Genomic DNA, 18357 nt, shown 5'->3' with positions numbered 1-18357 from the left:
CTTGAAAATAACTTTATATAGAGAGAAGTAACCGTTGTCTTTAAAAAACGACTCATTTTTTAGAACGTTTTGTCATAGGATACATAGTATAAATGAGTATGGCTCATTTATTGCAAAAGGGGGAATCGCTATGTATGAGTTATTAAAAGCTACCTTAATGCAACTTACGATTGAAGATTTAATCTTATTAAATTCTAAAAATGACTTGCGCATCGATGCTAGTGATTTGGAATGTTTCCACTACATATTAACCAATTACTGGAACGAAGTCATCGATGAAAGTTCTTTATCCTTAAACCACGATCAATTACGTACTCATCTAAATACGTCCAATATATCAAAATATCACGAACTTATTACAAACATTAAACGCAATGTCATTTTCAACAAAAAATAACCATCCATTTGGATGGTTATTTTTCTTATTATAGACGTCCTAAGTTATCAGATAAAAATTACGCGGTAATATCCACCATCGTATTTTTATTTTTGAAAGATCAAGTCAGCTTGAATTACTTTACTGTGGGGTTTCCTATGCGTGAAAGCATGCTTGAACCCTACAATTTAGTACAGAGGAAATGTATAGGTAATACCAAAGTTTATAAAGCTGTTCTGATTTACAGAAAAGATTATACGCTCACGAAACTCGAAAAGCACTTTCTTAACGCCTTATGCAATCAAAAAGAAACTATGTATGATGCAAATCGAAAAAGAAGGTTCGACCCAAAAATCGAACCTTCTTTTTTAATTTGTATATAAGTATTATTTAGACGATAAATATTCATCTATAGCTATGGCAGCCATTTTACCTGCACCCATTGCTGAAATTACTGTTGCAGCGCCGGTAACGGCATCACCACCTGCATAGACAGCTTCACGTGAAGTAAGACCGTCTTCATTTACAATGATACCGCCTCTTGAGTTGACTTCAAGACCTTCGGTGGTGTTTTTAATAAGCGGGTTGGGTGAAGTTCCGATCGAAATAATCACGGTGTCGACAGACAACACAAACTCTGATCCTTCTACTGGAATCGGACGCCGGCGGCCTTTTTCATCAGGCTCACCGAGTTCCATCTTAATACATTTCATACCTGTAACAAATCCATTTTTCGGATCAAACTTATCGTCGGGATTGTCATAACCCAAAATCTCAATAGGATTGTTAAGCAATCTGAACTCAATTCCCTCTTCTATCGCATGCTCAACCTCTTCCTTACGTGCAGGAAGCTCCTCCATAGAACGACGGTAAACAATATACACCTTTTCGGCACCCAAACGAAGGGCTGTTCTTGCGGCATCCATAGCAACATTCCCCCCCCCACAACAGCCACCTTACCGCCTTTCATAATAGGTGTTTCGGGATTTTTAAGGTAGGATTTCATAAGGTTGCTACGGGTTAAAAATTCATTAGCAGAATAAACCCCTTTAAGACTTTCACCAGGGATTCCCATAAAATTAGGTAGGCCTGCTCCCGAACCGACAAACACGGCCTCATATCCCATATCAAAAAGTTCGTCAACGGTGAGTGTTTTACCAATAACAACATTAGGCTCAATATCAACACCAAGTGCTTTAAGTGTGTCGACCTCTTTAGCAACAATAGACTTGGGCAGACGGAATTCTGGAATACCGTAAACAAGCACACCACCAGCGGTATGCAGAGCTTCAAAAACCGTAACCTTATAGCCTTTTTTAGCAAGGTCACCCGCACAGGTAAGCCCAGAAGGACCTGAGCCTACAACCGCAATCTTGTATCCATTTGATTGTGGCTTACCAGGCGCATCGGTTGCATTTTCGTTGTGCCAATCAGCAACAAAGCGTTCAAGTCTACCTATACCCACAGGTTCAAACTTTATGCCTAAAGTGCACTTACTTTCACACTGTGTTTCTTGAGGACAAACTCTACCGCAAACAGCAGGCAGTGAAGATGATTTTGAAATCACTCTATAAGCACCTTCAAAGTCGCCATCTTTAATTTTTGAAATAAAATCGGGAATATTGATATTTACAGGACAGCCGTTAACGCAGGGCTGATTTTTACAATTTAAACAGCGCTGTGCTTCGGCGATTGCAATTTCCTCTGTGTACCCAAGTGCAACCTCGTCAAAGTTATGAGAACGAACCTGCGGCTCTTGCGTAGGCATTTCATGCTTTTTAGGATTTATAGCCATTTTGTATTTCCTCCTTATGCCTGTTTAAACAGGTTGCAGGTTTCTTCGTATGCATGACGCTCAAAGTCCCAATACATTTTGCCCCTCGATATTGCTTCATCGAAATCTATTTCATAGCCGTTGAACTCAGGTCCATCAACACAAGCAAACTTGGTAACCTTTTTGCCGTCTTGATTTAAAGTCAATCTGCAACCACCGCACATACCTGTACCGTCAATCATAATCGGGTTCATTGACACAGTAACAGGTGTTCCGTAAGGTCTTGCAGCCTCGACTACAAATTTCATCATAACAAGGGGACCTATTGTGATAATCATATCAAATTTTTCACCTGCTTCGAGCATTTCGGTAAGAGGTACGCAAACATTACCTTTTCTACCGTAAGAACCGTCATCGGTCATAAGGTGCAACTTTTCAGAGCAAGCCTTAAACTCATCTTCAAGAATAACAAGATCACGCTTTCTAAAACCGATAATGCTTGTAACCTCCCCACCCATTTCGTGAACAGCCTGGGCAATAGGCATGGCAATAGCACACCCAACACCTCCGCCTACAATGCAAACCTTTTTAAGACCTTTAATATGGGTAGCAACACCAAGCGGGCCTACAAAGTCCTGAATGGAGTCCCCCTCGTTTTTATGATTAAGCTTTTCAGTAGTAGCACCCACTATTTGAAAAATAATTTTAACTGTGCCATTTTGCTTATTTGTTCCTGCAACAGTAAGCGGAATACGCTCGCCGTCTTCATCAACGCGCAAAATGATAAACTGACCGGGGAGTGCCTTATTTGCTATAAGCGGAGCTTCGATTTCCATTTGCGTTACGGTAGGATTCAAAATTCTCTTCTTTATAATTTTATACATAATATTCCCCTTTCTTCTGCAAAAAAGCGATCGCTGATACAACGATTGCTTTTTGTGTAAATTTTAGTTTACTGTTTAGAAGTCAACCTCAGTGTCATAATAGCAGCATTTAAGCAGCTTTTCCATCTCTTCAACAGAAGGCTGACGGGGATTTGAACCGGTACAAGCATCAGCAAGGGCATTCTTGGCAATCTCAGGAAGTCTCTCAAGGAATACTTCTTCAGGAACAAAACCGTTCTCGCAAGGATAACTGTCAGCGCCGTAGTTCTTGATACACTGCGGAATATTCAAGGCATCGTTCATTCCACGCAGATATTTAATAAGGTTTACAATCTTTTCATCATCGTTCGCACCCTCAAGACCCATATAATCAGCGATAACACCGTAACGCTTCTTAGCAGTCTCATCCTTAGCGTTGAAAGCGATAACTTTTGGTAAGTACATTGCGTTAGCAGCACCATGAATAATGTGTGCACCAAAGTCCTCAAAAGCAGCACCAGTCTTGTGAGCCATAGAGTGAACAATTCCGAGCAAAGCATTTGAAAATGCCATACCTGCAAGGCATTGAGCATTATGCATAGATGCACGCTTGGACATATCGCCGTTATAAGAATCAATAAGATCACTCTGAATCATTTTAATAGCAAATATAGCGAGCGGATCGGTAAAGTCACAGTTAGCGGTGGAAACATAAGCTTCAATAGCGTGAGTCATAGCGTCCATTCCGGTATGAGCTGTAAGTTTCTGGGGCATAGTCTCTGCAAGCTCAGGGTCAATAATTGCAATATCAGGAGTAATCTCGAAGTCAGCAAGAGGATACTTGATGCCTTTTTCATAGTCAGTAATAATAGAGAAAGCAGTAACCTCGGTAGCGGTACCGGATGTGGAAGGAATAGCACAGAAGCGTGCCTTCTTACGAAGCTCGGGAATCCCGAATACTACACACATCTGTTCAAAGGTAATTTCAGGATACTCATACTTGATCCACATAGCTTTTGCAGCATCAATAGGAGAACCACCGCCGATAGCTACGATCCAGTCGGGTTGAAATTTAGTCATAGCCTCTGCACCACGCATAACGGTATCAACTGATGGATCGGGTTCGATACCTTCAAAAAGTTCAACTTCCATGCCGGCTTCTTTTAAGTAGGATACTACTTTATCAAGAAAACCAAAACGTTTCATTGAACCGCCCCCAACGCAAACCATTGCGCGGGTTCCTTTAAGAGTCTTGAGTACCTCAAGCGTACCTTTTCCATGGTAAAGATCACGGGGTAAAGTAAAACGTGCCATAAAATGACCTCCAAACTTTATTATTTTTTAATTACCTATTTGTATTATATTATTAAACATAAGTGGATATAACTACCAATTAGAGAAGCTTGTCTTACATAAATTGATAACATATCTATTCAAAAACTCGGTTATCAACTTATGTAACTTCGAATTACTTATTTGGTAGTTCCCCAATAGAAAAAAAGATAATATTATGCTGTCATGAACCATACAACTTTCTTGGTCCATAACGATAAGATCACTGGAGCACATCATGACACCATTATCAAAAGGATAAAGACATCCGGAAGAGAGACCATTTTAGGAAGAGATGCTCTCTCTTTTTTGTAGCAAAGTATACAGTTATTGATTACCAATATGACGCTTCGTAACAGAAAAGTATCTTTTATATGGCTCTTGTTTTTAAACGGAAGAACTATGATACAGCGGCAATCACTCTTGTCGAGAGGCAATAGCAGATTGCCAAGGATATAGGTACAAGTAAACACACCATAAAGCGATATATCCATTTTACTAACCTTATCCGTATCGAAGAAACCCGTTTAGAAAATACCTATATGCTTTACGAACTTAATGATATATAAAAGAAACTATGATCCTTTGCAGAATACGCAAAGAAAGCACTGCCTTCGGAGCATGTAAATCTTATCTCAACGTTTGTTGAACGAATTTATATTAATACAGGGAATGACAAAAGATTTTGCCATATCTTTGTGAAAGATTGTACTGAAGAGGACTATACAAACCTCTTTGACTCAGCCGGTTACATATCCCATTCTGCTAATCGCATAAATTTAACATAAAGTAATTCAAAAGAACATAGCAAACACAATATGATATTTACCATTGCAAGTTGTATGTACTAAACTGTTTTTATTCTTTATGGATAAACCTCCCAATACTTTGACAAATTGGTAAAAAAATCTTTTTTGTCTTTAACATTAGGAGTTTTTTTATTTGAATCCCACCCTAACAGCTTTTAGAACCACCTGCATAGCAGATGATTTTCATTTAGACAATAAAAAAATAACCATCCATTTGGATGGTTATTTTTCTTATTATAGACGTCCTAAAATACGATCTAAATTTTGAGGGTCAAATTCACCTTTTCTAAACATTTCAATCTCTTGTTTATAGGGTGGTACTTTATCTTTTGAATCTCCACCTACAGCCACATATGGTGTTTCTAAAATTTTAGGTACTTTTTTGAAATCTGGATGATACATGATATATTTTAACGCATCAAATCCGATTTCTCCAAATCCGATATTTTCATGACGGTCTTTTTTCGCTCCGCTCACATTTTTACTATCGTTAATATGGAATGCTGCAATTTGTTTTTTTCCGATTAAACGATCAAATGATTCTAATACTCCTGCAAAATCATTCACAATATCATATCCTGCATCATGAACGTGGCATGTATCGAAGCAAACACGTAGCTTATCATTATGAACAACATTATCAAAAATATAAGCTAATTCGTCAAAACTACGTCCAACCTCTGTTCCTTTACCAGCCATTGTTTCTAACGCAATCGTAATTGCTGTGTCTTTCGTTAACACTTCATTTAATCCTTCAACGATTTTTTTAAGTCCAACTTCTACACCAGCTCCAACGTGAGCCCCTGGGTGAAGAACTAATGTATACGCACGAAGGGCTTCAGAACGTTCAATTTCTTTGGCTAAAAACTCAACAGCTAATTCAAAAGTTTCTGGTTTCACGGTATTTGCTAAGTTAATAATATATGGCGCATGAACGACGATATCCGATAGACCATGCTCATTCATGTACTGCCATCCCGCTTCAATATTTAATTCTTCAATAGGTTTACGACGTGTATTTTGTGGAGCCCCCGTGTAAATCATAAATGTGTTGGCCCCGTATGAAGCTGCTTCTTTTGCAGCCCCAAGTAACATCTCTTTACCTGCCATCCCAACATGAGAACCGATTTTCAACATCCCTCATCACCTGACTTTCAATACTTATTTACGCTTACGGCGTTCTTGACGTTTCACTTGCTCCATTTGAGCTTTCATTTTCTTTTTATATCCTGGCGTTACTTTCTTAGGTTTACGCACTTTCGACTTTGCAATCTTATCGATTTCATTTTCTTTTTTCTCACGTTTTTGACGGGCATTACGAGCATTAACAGCCACTAATTCACCATTTTTAACTTCTTTATAGTTAAATTCAATTCCACGTGCTTCTAACTCTTGTAATAATTCTTCTTCAGCTGAATCATATAATGTGATTGCCACTCCATCATAGTTTCCACGAGCAGTACGTCCAACACGGTGAATGTAGAACTCTAAATCTTGTGGTAATTCATAGTTGATGACATGACTTACTCCTTCAATATCAATTCCGCGTGCCGCAATATCTGTAGCCACAATGTATTGGAATTCTAAGTTACGAATACGTTGCATCATTTGACGACGTTGACGTGGTGTTAAATCACCATGAATTTGTCCAACACGGAATCCTTGTGACATTAAAGCATTTGAAACTGTTGTGGCATTTTGTTTTGTATTGACGAAAATAATTGCTAAATATGGATTTAATGCCTTTAAAATATTAGCAATGATATTAACACGACTACGGTGTTTCGTTGGATATAAGATATGTTCAATCTTAACAGCTGTTTGTTGGCGTGGTTGAATATGAACATGCGTTGGGGCTGTCATATATTTTTTTAAGAATGGTTTTAACGCTTGAGGAATTGTTGCTGAGAAAACCATCATTTGTAATCCGCGTCCCATTGTTCCTGCGATTTGATCAATATCTGTTAAAAACCCTGTTTCCAGTGTCATATCTGCTTCATCGACAACAAACATTTTCGCTGTATGAACTAATAAGACACGTTCGTTAATCGCTAAGTCTTTGATACGTCCAGGTGTTCCGATAACGATTTGTGGCTGTGTACCTAATTTTTCAATTGTTTTTTGTTTATCGGTTCCACCCACATAACGCGCAATTTTAATTGGTTTATCACTGAATGATGCTAGTTGATTTGCCACATTATAAATTTGTTCAGCAAGTTCACGTGTTGGTGTTGTAATCACTGCTTGAACTTGTTGTAACTCTTCATCTAACCCTTGGAAAATTGGAATTAAGAACGCATGTGTTTTTCCACTTCCCGTTTGCGATTGACCGATAATATCTTTTCCTTTTAATGCTAACGGCATAACCTCTTCTTGGATTTGTGTTAAAATTTCAAAATGTAAATCAGCAACAGCTGCCTTTAAATATGGTTTTATATTTAAATCTTGAAAACGTACAGACATGAATACCACTCCTTCAATGTTAGTATAACTAACTTCTATCAATCTTAACGACAAAATTCTCGTTATTTTGCAAATTCCTTTTGACGCACAAATTCTATCTTACCAAATGTGAGTGACCAAATTCAACCTATATTCTTTATTATTAGGAGATAATCGTCGAAATATGATATAATAAACCCAAATCTAAAGCAGAGGTGAGTTCATTGAAAGTAATTAAAATTGCTCCACGTGGTTATTGTTCAGGTGTCATCGGCGCTTTAAATATTGTCCAAGATGCAGCACTGAATGAAACATTACCACGTCCAATTTATGTTTTAGGGATGATTGTTCACAATGAACATATCACAAAAGCCATCGATGATTTAGGCGTGATTACAGTTGATGATAAATCAAAAACACGTGATGAGTTACTAGATCAAATTGATACTGGGACTGTTATCTTTACTGCGCATGGAATTTCTCCATCCGTTAAACAAAAAGCAATCGATAAAGGATTAACAGTTATTGATGCTAGCTGTAAAGATGTCATCAAAACCCATGTCTTAATGAAAGAGCATATCGACGCAGGGTACGACGTAATTTACATTGGTAAACAGGGACACCCTGAAACGGAAGGGGCACTTGGTGTCGACCCTGAGCACATTCATCTCATTTCAAAAGCAAATGAATTAGAAGGATTAAATCTTGATAATGAAAAAATTATCATCACCAATCAGACAACCATGAGTTTATGGGATGTATATTCATTATCGAAAAAAATCCAAGAAAAATTCCCACAAGCACAATTTATTAAAGAAATTTGTAATGCGACACAAGTTCGTCAAGAAGCAGTGGCAACTCAAGCTATTGAAGCAGATTTAACAATTGTCGTTGGAGACCCACACAGTAATAACACGGCTCGTTTATCACAAATTTCAATTGAACGTGCTAATACACCATCCTATCGTATTGCCTCACTTGAAGATCTTGACTTAAACTGGTTAAAAGAGGTTGAAACAGTTGCTGTGACAGCAGGGGCTTCAACGCCAACACCAATTACAAAAGAAGTGATTGATTTCTTAGAGGCTTATGATAAAAACGATCCAAGTACATGGGACACAACGTCACATATTACAAGTGATAAAGTGTTATTCAAACGCAAATAAAAGGGGCTGTCTCGAAATGAGATAGCCCCTTTCTAATAATTTTTCTCAAAATGCTGATAGTCTTTTAAACTCGTCCAATCGCCTCCCCACGTCCATCCATGTGACGTAAACAGTTGATAAACAGCATCGTTCTTTTTAATAATACCTAGTACATGTTGATCTCGATTCACATAGGCTAGCCCATTTGTGGGTAAAACTAAATCATTTTTCACATACGGATTCACTTTCGGATTTAAATCAATCGCCAATCCATAGGCATGATTAGACAATTTACCTCCATCCGTGACATGACGAAAATTAAACGAACTGCTATTGTTATCTTCCATCGATAGCTCATCAGAGCCCCCATAACAACTCATCACACGCAATTTCTCAATCGGATATCTCATTAAATACAGTTGTTTAAAAATATCGAGAACTTCGTCCGCCACTTTTACATTGACAATAAGTTCTCCCACATGAAAAAGCCCATCATAACCAAAATGTAAAACCTTTAAATAACGTAACTCGTCATAAGTAATGATGCTTGGATCCAATGGAACTTGTTGTTCTAAACAATCACCATACTGTTCTTGTAGCGTCAGTACTTGAAAACAACTCATTGTCTCCTCCTCCCCTACTTCAAATAAAATGAAAGGATCAACCCCTGACTGTAACAATGGACACTCATTTAAATAAAGACTAGCCATCATTTCAAGCAGCATAAGTACCCCTCACTTTCCTACTTACAGTTTACGACAGAACTTTCAATTTTATGAGGAATGAATGATAGAATAAGCTAAATCATTTAATCCCTTGTACCAAAAAAATGTATAAAACAAGTACCATTCAAAGCTAACTAGAAAAAAGAGCTATCTTAGGGTAAGATAACTCGTCTATATAAGAATAAAAATGTATTTAGTTTTCTAACTACTTTAATACAAAGGCATCTTCCACTACTAGAACTTATTTTTTACGCTGTAAAAAACTTATCTGGACTTATACATTGATTTTGATTAAATTAAGCTGATAGAATCTTTGAACAATGAAAACAAAAACATGACTTTAACTGCCAACCGATACTTAACTTCAACCTCAACTTGTTCAGGATGAGCTAAAAAGAGTTGAACCTCTTCTAGAGGAACGTTCGCATATGCAGCAAAGGTTTCGAGTTTTAGCCCACATTCAACGATTAAAAGTTTCATAATGGTTAAAACCCGTTCATCATCTTTGATCGCTGTGATCCCCACTCTAAACATTTCAATCGTTAAACTGAGTGTTAATAGCTGTTCATCCGATAAAGCACTTAACGTTGATTTCTTTTCTAACACTTCAGTAAACCAAAGTAAACTGATATTTGTTAAATGACTCAGTGCCTCGAGTGTCAAATGATACTCTATTAACAAACTTTTTAATTGTTCACGAAAGAGTTCATCCTTCATCTTCTCCACGTCCTTACACCAAAGTTAAGGCAATTTCATTATAAAAATGACAACTGCCACTACACTAGCAGTATAATCGAAATGAATCAAATCGTGACATCTTAATCTTTTCTTTTTCCTTTCTATAAATGATTCTTATAGATTTACAACTTTCTTAAAAATTCCGAACATTCTCTTCGATTATGAAAAATAATGACTGTCTTATCTTTTTGATGACTTAGCATCTCTAAGTAGTTTTTTCGATTATTTTTGTTAAAGTCCCAAACAAACTTAAAAAAACTAAAGTCAAATCGTTCAGGACAATTTCCTCCCATATCTGGTCGCGATTTACCATACCTTTTAAGAACTCGTTTAATGACTCCAAACAAACAAGTCATTCGTGAATAATCCAAATAAATAACAGTATCACAGTGCTCTAACCTAAGTGGAATCGTCCGATGATAATTTCCGTCAATAATCCATGCTTCTTTTCGGACTTCCTGTAAAAGTAAGGCATCAAATTCTTCTGTTGAGACTGGTTGCCAATGATCTCGCCAGTTCAACACATCAAGATGAACAAGCGGCAAGTTCAGTTTACATGAAAGTTTTCTAGCCAGTGTTGTTTTCCCGCTACCAGGACAGCCCATAATCATGACTTTTCTCATTGAATCCCTCCTTAAATAAGAATTTCATGAGTCTAACTTTAAAATCAATCCCTTATGGAATAGCTGGAATCAAGATAGATGCTGATTGATTATGATTTAAAACCTCAAAATGATACATTGGCTGATAATAACCTTTTGAATCCATTTCGTACTGCAAGCTAACCGCTTTAACTTCAATCGGCTCCATCAAATCTAAATACTTAAGGTATCCTTCTTTCACATTTCCCTTTTTCAGCTGCATAAAAGCTTGTGCCTCTGATAAGATATCCACTATTTTATATTCTTCATATTGAATCATATGGTTCCTAATCGATTCAATTGAACCATCAGTTGTAATCGTGCAATCAATAAATCCATCTAAATAATAACCATTAACCTCACCCATTTTCGCTTCTAATGTATAAGTTCCATCTCTATGATCAACAAAAATCACATCCTTAGGTAATGTAATACCGTATGTCCCTAAAATTTCAGTCACTTCTTCTAATGTATATCCCGCTTGCTTGGGACTATCCCAGTGTGTCCAATCCCGAAACGAAATAGCCAACCCTAAAAAATCAACCCAAATCAAATAATCCCGATCGGTTGAATAATAAATAATCGTCTCATCATAGACATCCGTTTGACTGTCATCAATCGTTGCTCCTACATAGGAAAACCATTGATCAGCTACCTCTCGTGTGTCTGCCTTTGTCCCAACGTTTGCAGCATAAACAGCTGCTTGAGTCACAGCATCTGAAAAAGAAAGGTCTGAGATTAACTCAATATTTGACATATTCACTTGAAAGACAGGCGCACTCCTTAAATTCCCAAATTCTTTCTGATCATACGAATAAAAAATCAAACCAAATGCAAGAAGCGTGATGACAAGCGGTAGTTGAATCATCCCCATTTTAACAAATGATATGTTTTGATTTTTACATTTAAACCACTTAAATAATTCAATGACCATCATCACCATTCCATACCCAATCATACAACCTACTGTGTTATTGATTAAGTCATTCACTTCAACAATTCCTCTTTTTGCGATGAGCTGAACCCCTTCAATGAACAATGAAAATAGAAATCCTGTTAAATAAGTCATCCATCCGTTTTGAAAGATGTTTCCCATAAGTGGTAATAAAAACCCTAGAGGGACAAACATACAAATATTTAAAATGATATTACGCCATTCAACCAGTGAAAAATTATTCCACGCCTCCCAATACGCTCGAAAAGGACGAAAATCAATCTCTTGTCGATCATAAGCCCTCCTCTTCCTAAAGTAGCACCTAAAACAACAATTAAATTGCAAAGAAAAATTGCCATTAACGCGACTCTGCCTTTAGACAACTGTTTTTCCCCTTTAAACACTTTCTTATAAATAACAAAATACCCTAAAATAAAACAAACGCCTAATATTCCAACTAAAACAATGGCAAGTCCCATATAATCTTGAGCTAATCTTATAATATCTGAAACTCTCATCTTTCTACCTCTTATTTTACATTTTTTAACAAAATAAATTGTAACACATTCAATTTTTCATGAACACGATAAACTAAAAAATCAAACAAACTTTTTATCTCCACTTATCAAAAAAGCTTAGAACGAAAATTCATTCTAAGCTTTTAAAAAATTTCTTATTTATATTGGTTAGCTCCACTTAAAAATTGCTCTGCTTTTGTTAAATAAGCAGCTGCAATCATATTAAAGTCTAAGCCTAAATCTTTACTTAATCCAATTAAGTCTTTGTATAACGCCACGTTATGCCATTGTAAGCACTGGAAAGCACGCCATAAATATAAACGACGAGATTCTTCTGCCTGCGGTTCACGTCCTAAATAAACGGGTAAGAATTTTAACGCCAATTCAAATTCTTTGTTTCCGACACAAGCTACATCATATATTGGATCATTATTCCCTGTGAACTCCCAATCTAATAAATACGTTTGATCGGCTTCAACGACCATGTTTGAAATTTGACTATCATTATGGCAAATGACTTTTGGGAATTGATCTAAGAATTCACGATTACTTAAGAATTCTTCTTTTAATTCAAAATATTTATCTGCATGTTTATAACCAAAATCAGTCACTAATTTTTCATAAGCATTTAAACGTTCATATGGACGATAATCATCCTGTGCTTTTAATCCTGATTCATGTAACACATGTAAAACTTTTGATACTTCTTCTAAGTACGTTTCAGGATTTTCAACCTCACTTAAAGGTGTCCCATCAACGAATTTAGAAAGTTTGTATCCTGTTTCTGTCTCGAAATAAACCATTTCATTATTGATTCCTAACTGATCAACAATCTGAATATTGGCTAACTCTTCTTCACGATTCACAAATACTTCAGCATTCTTCCCTGGAATACGGAATGTATATCTTTCTCCATTTACAACAATCACGTACATTAAGTTTGACATCCCACCCATTAAACGGTAATCAATAACAACATCTGCTTCGTTTACACCTAATGCTTTAGCAGTAACAGATTTAATGATGTTTTCCATAATCTCACTCCCACATCTATCATTTTGTTATTATTGTACCATAAATTCCATTAAAATAAATTATTTTACCAAAACAGTTTATAAAATTGTATCCCACTTATCGAAGTGTATCGGTACAATTTTATTAATTGAAGTCAACATAGTTAGTAAATGAAACCTCTAAAACAGAAAGCACTGATTTTTTTAATAAAGATTCATCAATCCATCACGATACTGATTATTAACATAAATATTATTTTGATAGGCACCTACTACTTCAAAACCATATTTCTTAGATAAATAAACGGCACGTTCCTTTCCAACTTTTATAATTAAAGAGACCACTTTAATCACAAGATCATTGATTACAAACGTGACTAATGCCTTCATCATCACTGAATTCTAATACCTTTTTCTTACAGATAAAGAAAAATTTTTATTATGAGCGATACACGCTTGCTTAGGCATTGCTTATACAGCAACACCAACTATTATAGAACCTTTATTCCCTCTTGTTCTCTATAAATCAAATTTTAGATTCCGAAATGAATCAGATATTTATTTTCTTGTTTTGCTTGGTTAGCTAAAGAAATCAAATGAGTATATTCTAATTTATCTTGTAACGATAAAATCTGTATTAACCGATCGATGGACTGAGGAGGTATAAGTGTAATCCCGTGGTATGCAATCCCTCTACCTGGAACTTGACGAGTATGCCAATAACAGCAGACATTTTGTAAATCGATTAAAATAGGCTCAATAAAATTATCATCAATTGCAATACAATGATATTTATTTGGTTCATATTCATCAAATCGTTCGTTATTTATAGGCTCATTTTGCATTATTCCAAATTTATGTGTGGCCACCTTATCACCTCTTTAAACACCTAGCAATAGTCAAAATAATTGAAACTCATTTTTAAACAACTTGTTCTCTCCAAATAGACGAATAACTCATAACAACCTTTCCCTCTAAAAGACTAAAAATAAATACATCGGACTCAGGTGAGCAAATAGCCACCTAAAACATAGACAACTGTTAAAATTTACGAAATCATCTTATGGCTGGCGAACAATCATCTTCCACTTTCCTATCGTTTTAAACCCTAATTTATGATAAACGGCTCCGGCTTCAGGGTTATCATAAAACAAACAAAGTGTCTTCTGTTCATTTAATAAATCTTGACATAATTTAGATAACACTTGCGTCATTAATCCTTGACGTCGATAATCTTTACGTGTCGCAACACTAACTACCATCGCAGATTTAGAGTTTTCAGCTGCTGTTTGAGCAGTACAAATCACTTCTTTTTTCTCATTCTCAATAAAATAAATGCGTCCTGATTGATCTTCAAGCTTTTGACGCACATGATCAGCAGAATTTCGATTTAAAGTATCAAACTCCTCAATCATCAATAATAAATCAAAGATACGCTCGGCATCATCAGGTGTTGCCAATTTAATAGTTACTTGCCCTGTTTTTAAGGATAGATTATCCTTTAATTCACAAAAATACATCTCTCTCTCATGATATCGTTCAAAGCAAGATTTAAACGGACTTACCATCTGTGCTTCACCAGATATAATGTTAGCTCGCTCATCGTTTTGAATAACTTCTCTAAACTTTGAAACAAATAGCTCTTCATCTTTAAAATAAGGAATATAATTGTCTCGATAACGTAATAAGACTCCCGTTAATTCCTCATTTTCATTAAAACTTCCCCAAACGGTTTGAATCTCCGAATCAAATCCATAGTTTTCAATATCACCAATCTGAAATAAATTAAGCCCAGGATCTTTACCTAAAAAATCCATCGTCTTTGTGTAATCATTTTCATTCAATTTCCTAAACATCATAATCTCCCCTTAAATTGCAGTAACTACTCGTCTATAAGTCACTACACTTTCTGTCTAATGATGATGTGAATTCTAACATTAAACCTCAAACATGTAAAGTGAAAATTTCTATAATATGGTATGAAAATTCTTTTCCTAAAAATTAAAAGGAGAACAACTATCCCACTCTCTTAAATATATAATCAATGTCTTAAAGTAATGTTTTAGCATACATATCTAATTAAATCACATACTTCTTGAACATAGAGTTTACCCTAGTAGTGGAGTTTTCCTTATTAGCGAAGGATACCTACTTTGTAGGATAAGGACTGTATAATTCACTCAAAAATTTCTAAATAAAATTGGGCATAAAAAAAGAACGACTATCGTCGTCCATTTAATCGTGATTGATTATTCAAATATTGGTTCGGTTTATACCTCCCCAACAAATTAAGGATAACTGCGACGGAACACATCTCCATCCGAGTATAGTTGCACTAAAGCGGTAAAAACGCTAGTGCATAGATGAAAGAAATTAATTTCATACTCCTAATTTAAACTCATTTTCAAAACATGGTTTCGACTTACGTCTCAACTATATAGGTAAGGATAACCCCGACGGAACATATCTCCAACGATGGATAGTTGTACTAAAGCTTCTCATTTAATTAGGTAGCAATCCACCAACAAGGAAATCACCCTACCAGCGGAAGATAGCTACGAGTTCGTTTCTCTCACTATGTAGCGCAGGGAACCCATAGTTCGCCTAAAATTTTCGAAGAAAATTAGGCATTAAAAAAGAACGACTCTCGTCGTCCATTTAATCGTGATTGATTATTCAAATATCGGTTCGGTTTATACCTCACCTTTCGCTAGTTGATAACATCGGTAGAACGCATCTCTACCGATGTATAGATTTACTAAGCAATCTAAGATTGCTAGTAAATCTAACAAAAGCCAGAGCATTTCTGCTCTGGCTAGCTAACCTTTATTAATGGGCCCATTAACAAAGTATTATTCTTCAGTTTTAACTACTTCGCGTCCTTTGTAAGTTCCGCAAGTTCCGCATACACGGTGAGATAATTTCATTTCTCCACATTGTGGGCAAGCTACCATACCTGGTACTTCTAATTTGAAGTGAGTACGACGTTTACGCTTTGCAGTTTTAGATGTTCTTCTTTGTGGTACAGCCATTTTGACACCTCCTAGTTATCTTGAGTATCATTTAGCAATTTTGATAAAACCGCTAATCGTGGATCGACTTTTGGTTCAGCTTCTGATTCGTGCAAATCTTCTTCTGTTTCAAATTCGATTCCTTTTTTCTTCATTTCTTCGTAAGCACCTTCTTTTACGACACGTAAAGGTTTTTGAAGCAAAATATTTTGCCAAATAACCGGTGCAAGTTCAATCGTTGTTCCAGTTACAAGATACTCATCTTCACCTTCTTCATATAGATCCGCATCTAATACGAAGACTTCAACGGAATCGTAATCAAATGGGTATTCTACATCATCAAGTGTTAAGGCACAAGCTAATGTCATTGTTCCTTCGATATGAAGATTAAACACTACCTTTTTGCCTTGAAGTTGTCCTGTTCCTGTCACTTTAACTTTTGACAATTTACGAATTTCATCATGTGCGTTCACAATGTCTGAGAAATCAACTAATTCGTCAATTTCAAAAACTTTGGAACCTTGTTTTATAAGTTGAGCAATAGCCCATTTCATCACAATCACCTCTAATTGCAACAGACTACATTATACATACTTTTTATTTCATTGTCAACAAGTCAGTTGATAATATTCAACAAAAAGATGTGTAATCTTATTAATTTTATCTTTTGGTTCACAACTGACTCTTTCTTTAATATAACCAACCTTCATATTAATATCAATGCATCTTTGATATAATAGAATTTAGGAAGGTGATACGATGAAAGCAACAGGTTTAATAGTTGAGTATAATCCATTTCATAATGGCCATTTATATCATCTCACAAAAAGCATTGAGCAATCAAATGCTGATGTCTTAATTGTCGTTATGAGTGGACATTTTACTCAACGTGGAGAACCAACGATCCTTAACAAATGGGAACGTACAAAAATGGCACTTGCAAATGGAGCCGATTTAGTAATCGAACTACCTTATGCCTATAGTTGCCAACATGCCGACTTATTTGCTAAAGGAGCCGTTTCTATTTTAACACATTTACACGTAAATGAATTAATTTTTGGTAGCGAAAGTGGAAATATTGACGAATTAATCCAATTAGAGTCGATCACTAGTGGAATTGATTTCCAAAAATCAGTTCGTAAATGGGTACAAACCGGTCTAAGTTTACCAAAAGCGAATGCTAAAGCATTAGAAGAATTCAATTTTACGAAAGAACTTGGAACTTCGCCTAATAATACATTAGGACTTTATTATATTCGTGCGGTGAATGAATTACAAAGTCCAATCAAAGTTGGAACCTTAACACGCATTCATAGTGACTATCGTGATCAAGCCCCAACCCATGATAAAATTTCAAGTGCGACCTCAATCCGAAATCTGCGTGAACAACGTGCCGATTTTAGTACCTTTGTACCAAAAAACGTGCAAGATATTTTAGATGAACATTATCGTCAAACAAACACCTATCATACGTGGGAAACCTACTTCCCTTTTCTCAAACAAAAAATATTGACGTTAACACCAAAACATCTAGTTGAGATTCACGATGTCGAAGAAGGAATTGAAAATCGTTTGTATTCGGCGATGATGAAGAGTTCGTCATTCGAGGAATTTATGGACGCAGTGAAGACAAAACGCTACACGCGTACGCGTATTCAGCGCATTTGTGCCAATATTTTGACGCACACTACAAAAGAATGGATTCATGATTTACAACTAGCAACCGCAGCACCTTACGTTCGATTACTAGGGGCGACCCCAACTGGAAAGCAATATTTAAAGTCCATTAAAAAAGACGTCAATGTTCCTATTTATAGTAAATTCGATTCAAAAGGACATCCAATGCTAAAACATGAACAAAGTGTCACAGCCGCTTATAGTTCTATTTTACCCGAACCTCATTGTACAAATTTAAATATCGCGGAATTTTCAAATTTCCCATTACATTTTGAGCGTTAATTACCGCATTCCTTCATTTTTGGTGTATAATGAGCACATAATCATTCGTTCTTATATAAGACGTTTGATAAGTTTAA

At 36.0% G+C, this 18357-nt stretch carries 18 protein-coding genes and 1 pseudogene; 3 read left to right on the top strand and 16 right to left on the bottom strand.

Annotated features, from left to right (window positions below):
- Positions 1-130: 130 nt before the first annotated feature.
- A complete protein-coding gene (locus AT726_RS10590) occupies positions 131-397 on the top strand; it encodes a hypothetical protein (RefSeq protein WP_055276231.1) in 267 nt (88 codons plus the stop codon).
- 365 nt (positions 398-762) lie between these two features.
- On the opposite strand, the pseudogene gltA reads toward AT726_RS10590, so the two are convergent.
- From gltA to AT726_RS10560, 5 genes and pseudogenes are all read right to left on the bottom strand, one after another.
- Positions 763-2171: pseudogene (gene gltA, locus AT726_RS10580) on the bottom strand (NADPH-dependent glutamate synthase).
- A 14-nt stretch (positions 2172-2185) separates the two neighbouring features.
- Positions 2186-3034 (bottom strand): sulfide/dihydroorotate dehydrogenase-like FAD/NAD-binding protein, encoded by an 849-nt coding sequence (locus AT726_RS10575; protein ID WP_055242545.1) that lies wholly within the window; start codon positions 3032-3034, stop codon positions 2186-2188.
- 75 nt (positions 3035-3109) lie between these two features.
- A complete protein-coding gene (locus AT726_RS10570; RefSeq protein WP_055242542.1) occupies positions 3110-4327 on the bottom strand; it encodes an iron-containing alcohol dehydrogenase in 1218 nt (405 codons plus the stop codon).
- Positions 4328-5388: 1061 nt separating this feature from the next.
- Entirely contained in the window at positions 5389-6291 is a 903-nt protein-coding gene (locus AT726_RS10565) for a deoxyribonuclease IV (protein ID WP_172676263.1), read from the bottom strand.
- 24 nt (positions 6292-6315) lie between these two features.
- A complete protein-coding gene (locus AT726_RS10560; protein WP_068759543.1) occupies positions 6316-7617 on the bottom strand; it encodes a DEAD/DEAH box helicase in 1302 nt (433 codons plus the stop codon).
- A 194-nt stretch (positions 7618-7811) separates the two neighbouring features.
- Between AT726_RS10560 and AT726_RS10555 the strand changes: the two genes are divergently transcribed.
- Positions 7812-8762: a 4-hydroxy-3-methylbut-2-enyl diphosphate reductase gene (locus AT726_RS10555; RefSeq protein ID WP_269465078.1), complete on the top strand. Its 951-nt coding sequence runs from the start codon at positions 7812-7814 to the stop codon at positions 8760-8762.
- A gap of 32 nt (positions 8763-8794) precedes the next feature.
- On the opposite strand, the gene AT726_RS10550 is transcribed toward AT726_RS10555, so the two are convergent.
- From AT726_RS10550 to AT726_RS10500, 11 genes are all read right to left on the bottom strand, one after another.
- The gene (locus AT726_RS10550) at positions 8795-9364 is read right to left on the bottom strand and encodes a M15 family metallopeptidase (RefSeq protein ID WP_237297088.1); all 570 of its coding nucleotides are present in this window, start codon (positions 9362-9364) and stop codon (positions 8795-8797) included.
- 393 nt (positions 9365-9757) lie between these two features.
- Positions 9758-10183, bottom strand: a complete 426-nt coding sequence (locus AT726_RS10545) for an HTH domain-containing protein (protein WP_055305350.1) — start codon at positions 10181-10183, stop codon at positions 9758-9760.
- Between the two features lie 143 nt (positions 10184-10326).
- Positions 10327-10827, bottom strand: coding sequence for an AAA family ATPase (locus AT726_RS10540; RefSeq protein WP_068759542.1), 501 nt, complete (start codon positions 10825-10827; stop codon positions 10327-10329).
- Positions 10828-10879: 52 nt separating this feature from the next.
- The gene (locus AT726_RS10535) at positions 10880-12010 is read right to left on the bottom strand and encodes a VanZ family protein (RefSeq protein ID WP_237297251.1); all 1131 of its coding nucleotides are present in this window, start codon (positions 12008-12010) and stop codon (positions 10880-10882) included.
- Complete coding sequence (locus AT726_RS13285) at positions 11983-12297, bottom strand: hypothetical protein (protein ID WP_068759540.1); 315 nt, start codon at positions 12295-12297, stop codon at positions 11983-11985. The genes AT726_RS10535 and AT726_RS13285 overlap by 28 nt, the downstream gene beginning before the upstream one ends.
- A gap of 155 nt (positions 12298-12452) precedes the next feature.
- Positions 12453-13331, bottom strand: a complete 879-nt coding sequence (locus AT726_RS10525; protein ID WP_068759539.1) for a choline/ethanolamine kinase family protein — start codon at positions 13329-13331, stop codon at positions 12453-12455.
- A gap of 183 nt (positions 13332-13514) precedes the next feature.
- Complete coding sequence (locus AT726_RS10520) at positions 13515-13703, bottom strand: GNAT family protein (RefSeq protein ID WP_158508548.1); 189 nt, start codon at positions 13701-13703, stop codon at positions 13515-13517.
- 140 nt (positions 13704-13843) lie between these two features.
- A complete protein-coding gene (locus AT726_RS10515; protein ID WP_055276214.1) occupies positions 13844-14179 on the bottom strand; it encodes a hypothetical protein in 336 nt (111 codons plus the stop codon).
- Between the two features lie 192 nt (positions 14180-14371).
- On the bottom strand, positions 14372-15166 hold the full coding sequence (locus AT726_RS10510; RefSeq protein ID WP_055276212.1) for a GNAT family N-acetyltransferase: 795 nt from the start codon (positions 15164-15166) through the stop codon (positions 14372-14374).
- Between the two features lie 996 nt (positions 15167-16162).
- Positions 16163-16342 (bottom strand): 50S ribosomal protein L32, encoded by a 180-nt coding sequence (rpmF, locus tag AT726_RS10505; protein ID WP_006783624.1) that lies wholly within the window; start codon positions 16340-16342, stop codon positions 16163-16165.
- Between the two features lie 11 nt (positions 16343-16353).
- Positions 16354-16875, bottom strand: coding sequence for a YceD family protein (locus AT726_RS10500; protein ID WP_055243570.1), 522 nt, complete (start codon positions 16873-16875; stop codon positions 16354-16356).
- A 205-nt stretch (positions 16876-17080) separates the two neighbouring features.
- Between AT726_RS10500 and AT726_RS10495 the strand changes: the two genes are divergently transcribed.
- Positions 17081-18280, top strand: a complete 1200-nt coding sequence (locus tag AT726_RS10495) for a nucleotidyltransferase (RefSeq protein WP_068759538.1) — start codon at positions 17081-17083, stop codon at positions 18278-18280.
- Positions 18281-18357: the final 77 nt, after the last annotated feature.

The sequence above is a fragment of the Turicibacter sp. H121 genome, assembly GCF_001543345.1.
Lineage (GTDB): Bacteria > Bacillota_I > Bacilli_A > MOL361 > Turicibacteraceae > Turicibacter > Turicibacter bilis.
This window is presented reverse-complemented; position numbering and strand designations above follow the sequence as displayed.

Excerpts from the sequence above, each read along its gene's own strand:
- AT726_RS10590 (WP_055276231.1), top strand. The coding sequence starts at position 131 with ATGTATGAGTTATTAAAAGCTACCTTAATGCAACTTACGATTGAAGAT.
- AT726_RS10575 (WP_055242545.1), bottom strand. The coding sequence starts at position 3,034 with ATGTATAAAATTATAAAGAAGAGAATTTTGAATCCTACCGTAACGCAA.
- AT726_RS10570 (WP_055242542.1), bottom strand. The coding sequence starts at position 4,327 with ATGGCACGTTTTACTTTACCCCGTGATCTTTACCATGGAAAAGGTACG.
- AT726_RS10565 (WP_172676263.1), bottom strand. The coding sequence starts at position 6,291 with ATGTTGAAAATCGGTTCTCATGTTGGGATGGCAGGTAAAGAGATGTTA.
- AT726_RS10560 (WP_068759543.1), bottom strand. The coding sequence starts at position 7,617 with ATGTCTGTACGTTTTCAAGATTTAAATATAAAACCATATTTAAAGGCA.
- AT726_RS10550 (WP_237297088.1), bottom strand. The coding sequence starts at position 9,364 with ATGAGTTGTTTTCAAGTACTGACGCTACAAGAACAGTATGGTGATTGT.
- AT726_RS10545 (WP_055305350.1), bottom strand. The coding sequence starts at position 10,183 with ATGAAGGATGAACTCTTTCGTGAACAATTAAAAAGTTTGTTAATAGAG.
- AT726_RS10540 (WP_068759542.1), bottom strand. The coding sequence starts at position 10,827 with ATGAGAAAAGTCATGATTATGGGCTGTCCTGGTAGCGGGAAAACAACA.
- AT726_RS13285 (WP_068759540.1), bottom strand. The coding sequence starts at position 12,297 with ATGAGAGTTTCAGATATTATAAGATTAGCTCAAGATTATATGGGACTT.
- AT726_RS10525 (WP_068759539.1), bottom strand. The coding sequence starts at position 13,331 with ATGGAAAACATCATTAAATCTGTTACTGCTAAAGCATTAGGTGTAAAC.
- AT726_RS10520 (WP_158508548.1), bottom strand. The coding sequence starts at position 13,703 with ATGATGAAGGCATTAGTCACGTTTGTAATCAATGATCTTGTGATTAAA.
- AT726_RS10510 (WP_055276212.1), bottom strand. The coding sequence starts at position 15,166 with ATGTTTAGGAAATTGAATGAAAATGATTACACAAAGACGATGGATTTT.
- rpmF (WP_006783624.1), bottom strand. The coding sequence starts at position 16,342 with ATGGCTGTACCACAAAGAAGAACATCTAAAACTGCAAAGCGTAAACGT.
- AT726_RS10500 (WP_055243570.1), bottom strand. The coding sequence starts at position 16,875 with ATGAAATGGGCTATTGCTCAACTTATAAAACAAGGTTCCAAAGTTTTT.
- AT726_RS10495 (WP_068759538.1), top strand. The coding sequence starts at position 17,081 with ATGAAAGCAACAGGTTTAATAGTTGAGTATAATCCATTTCATAATGGC.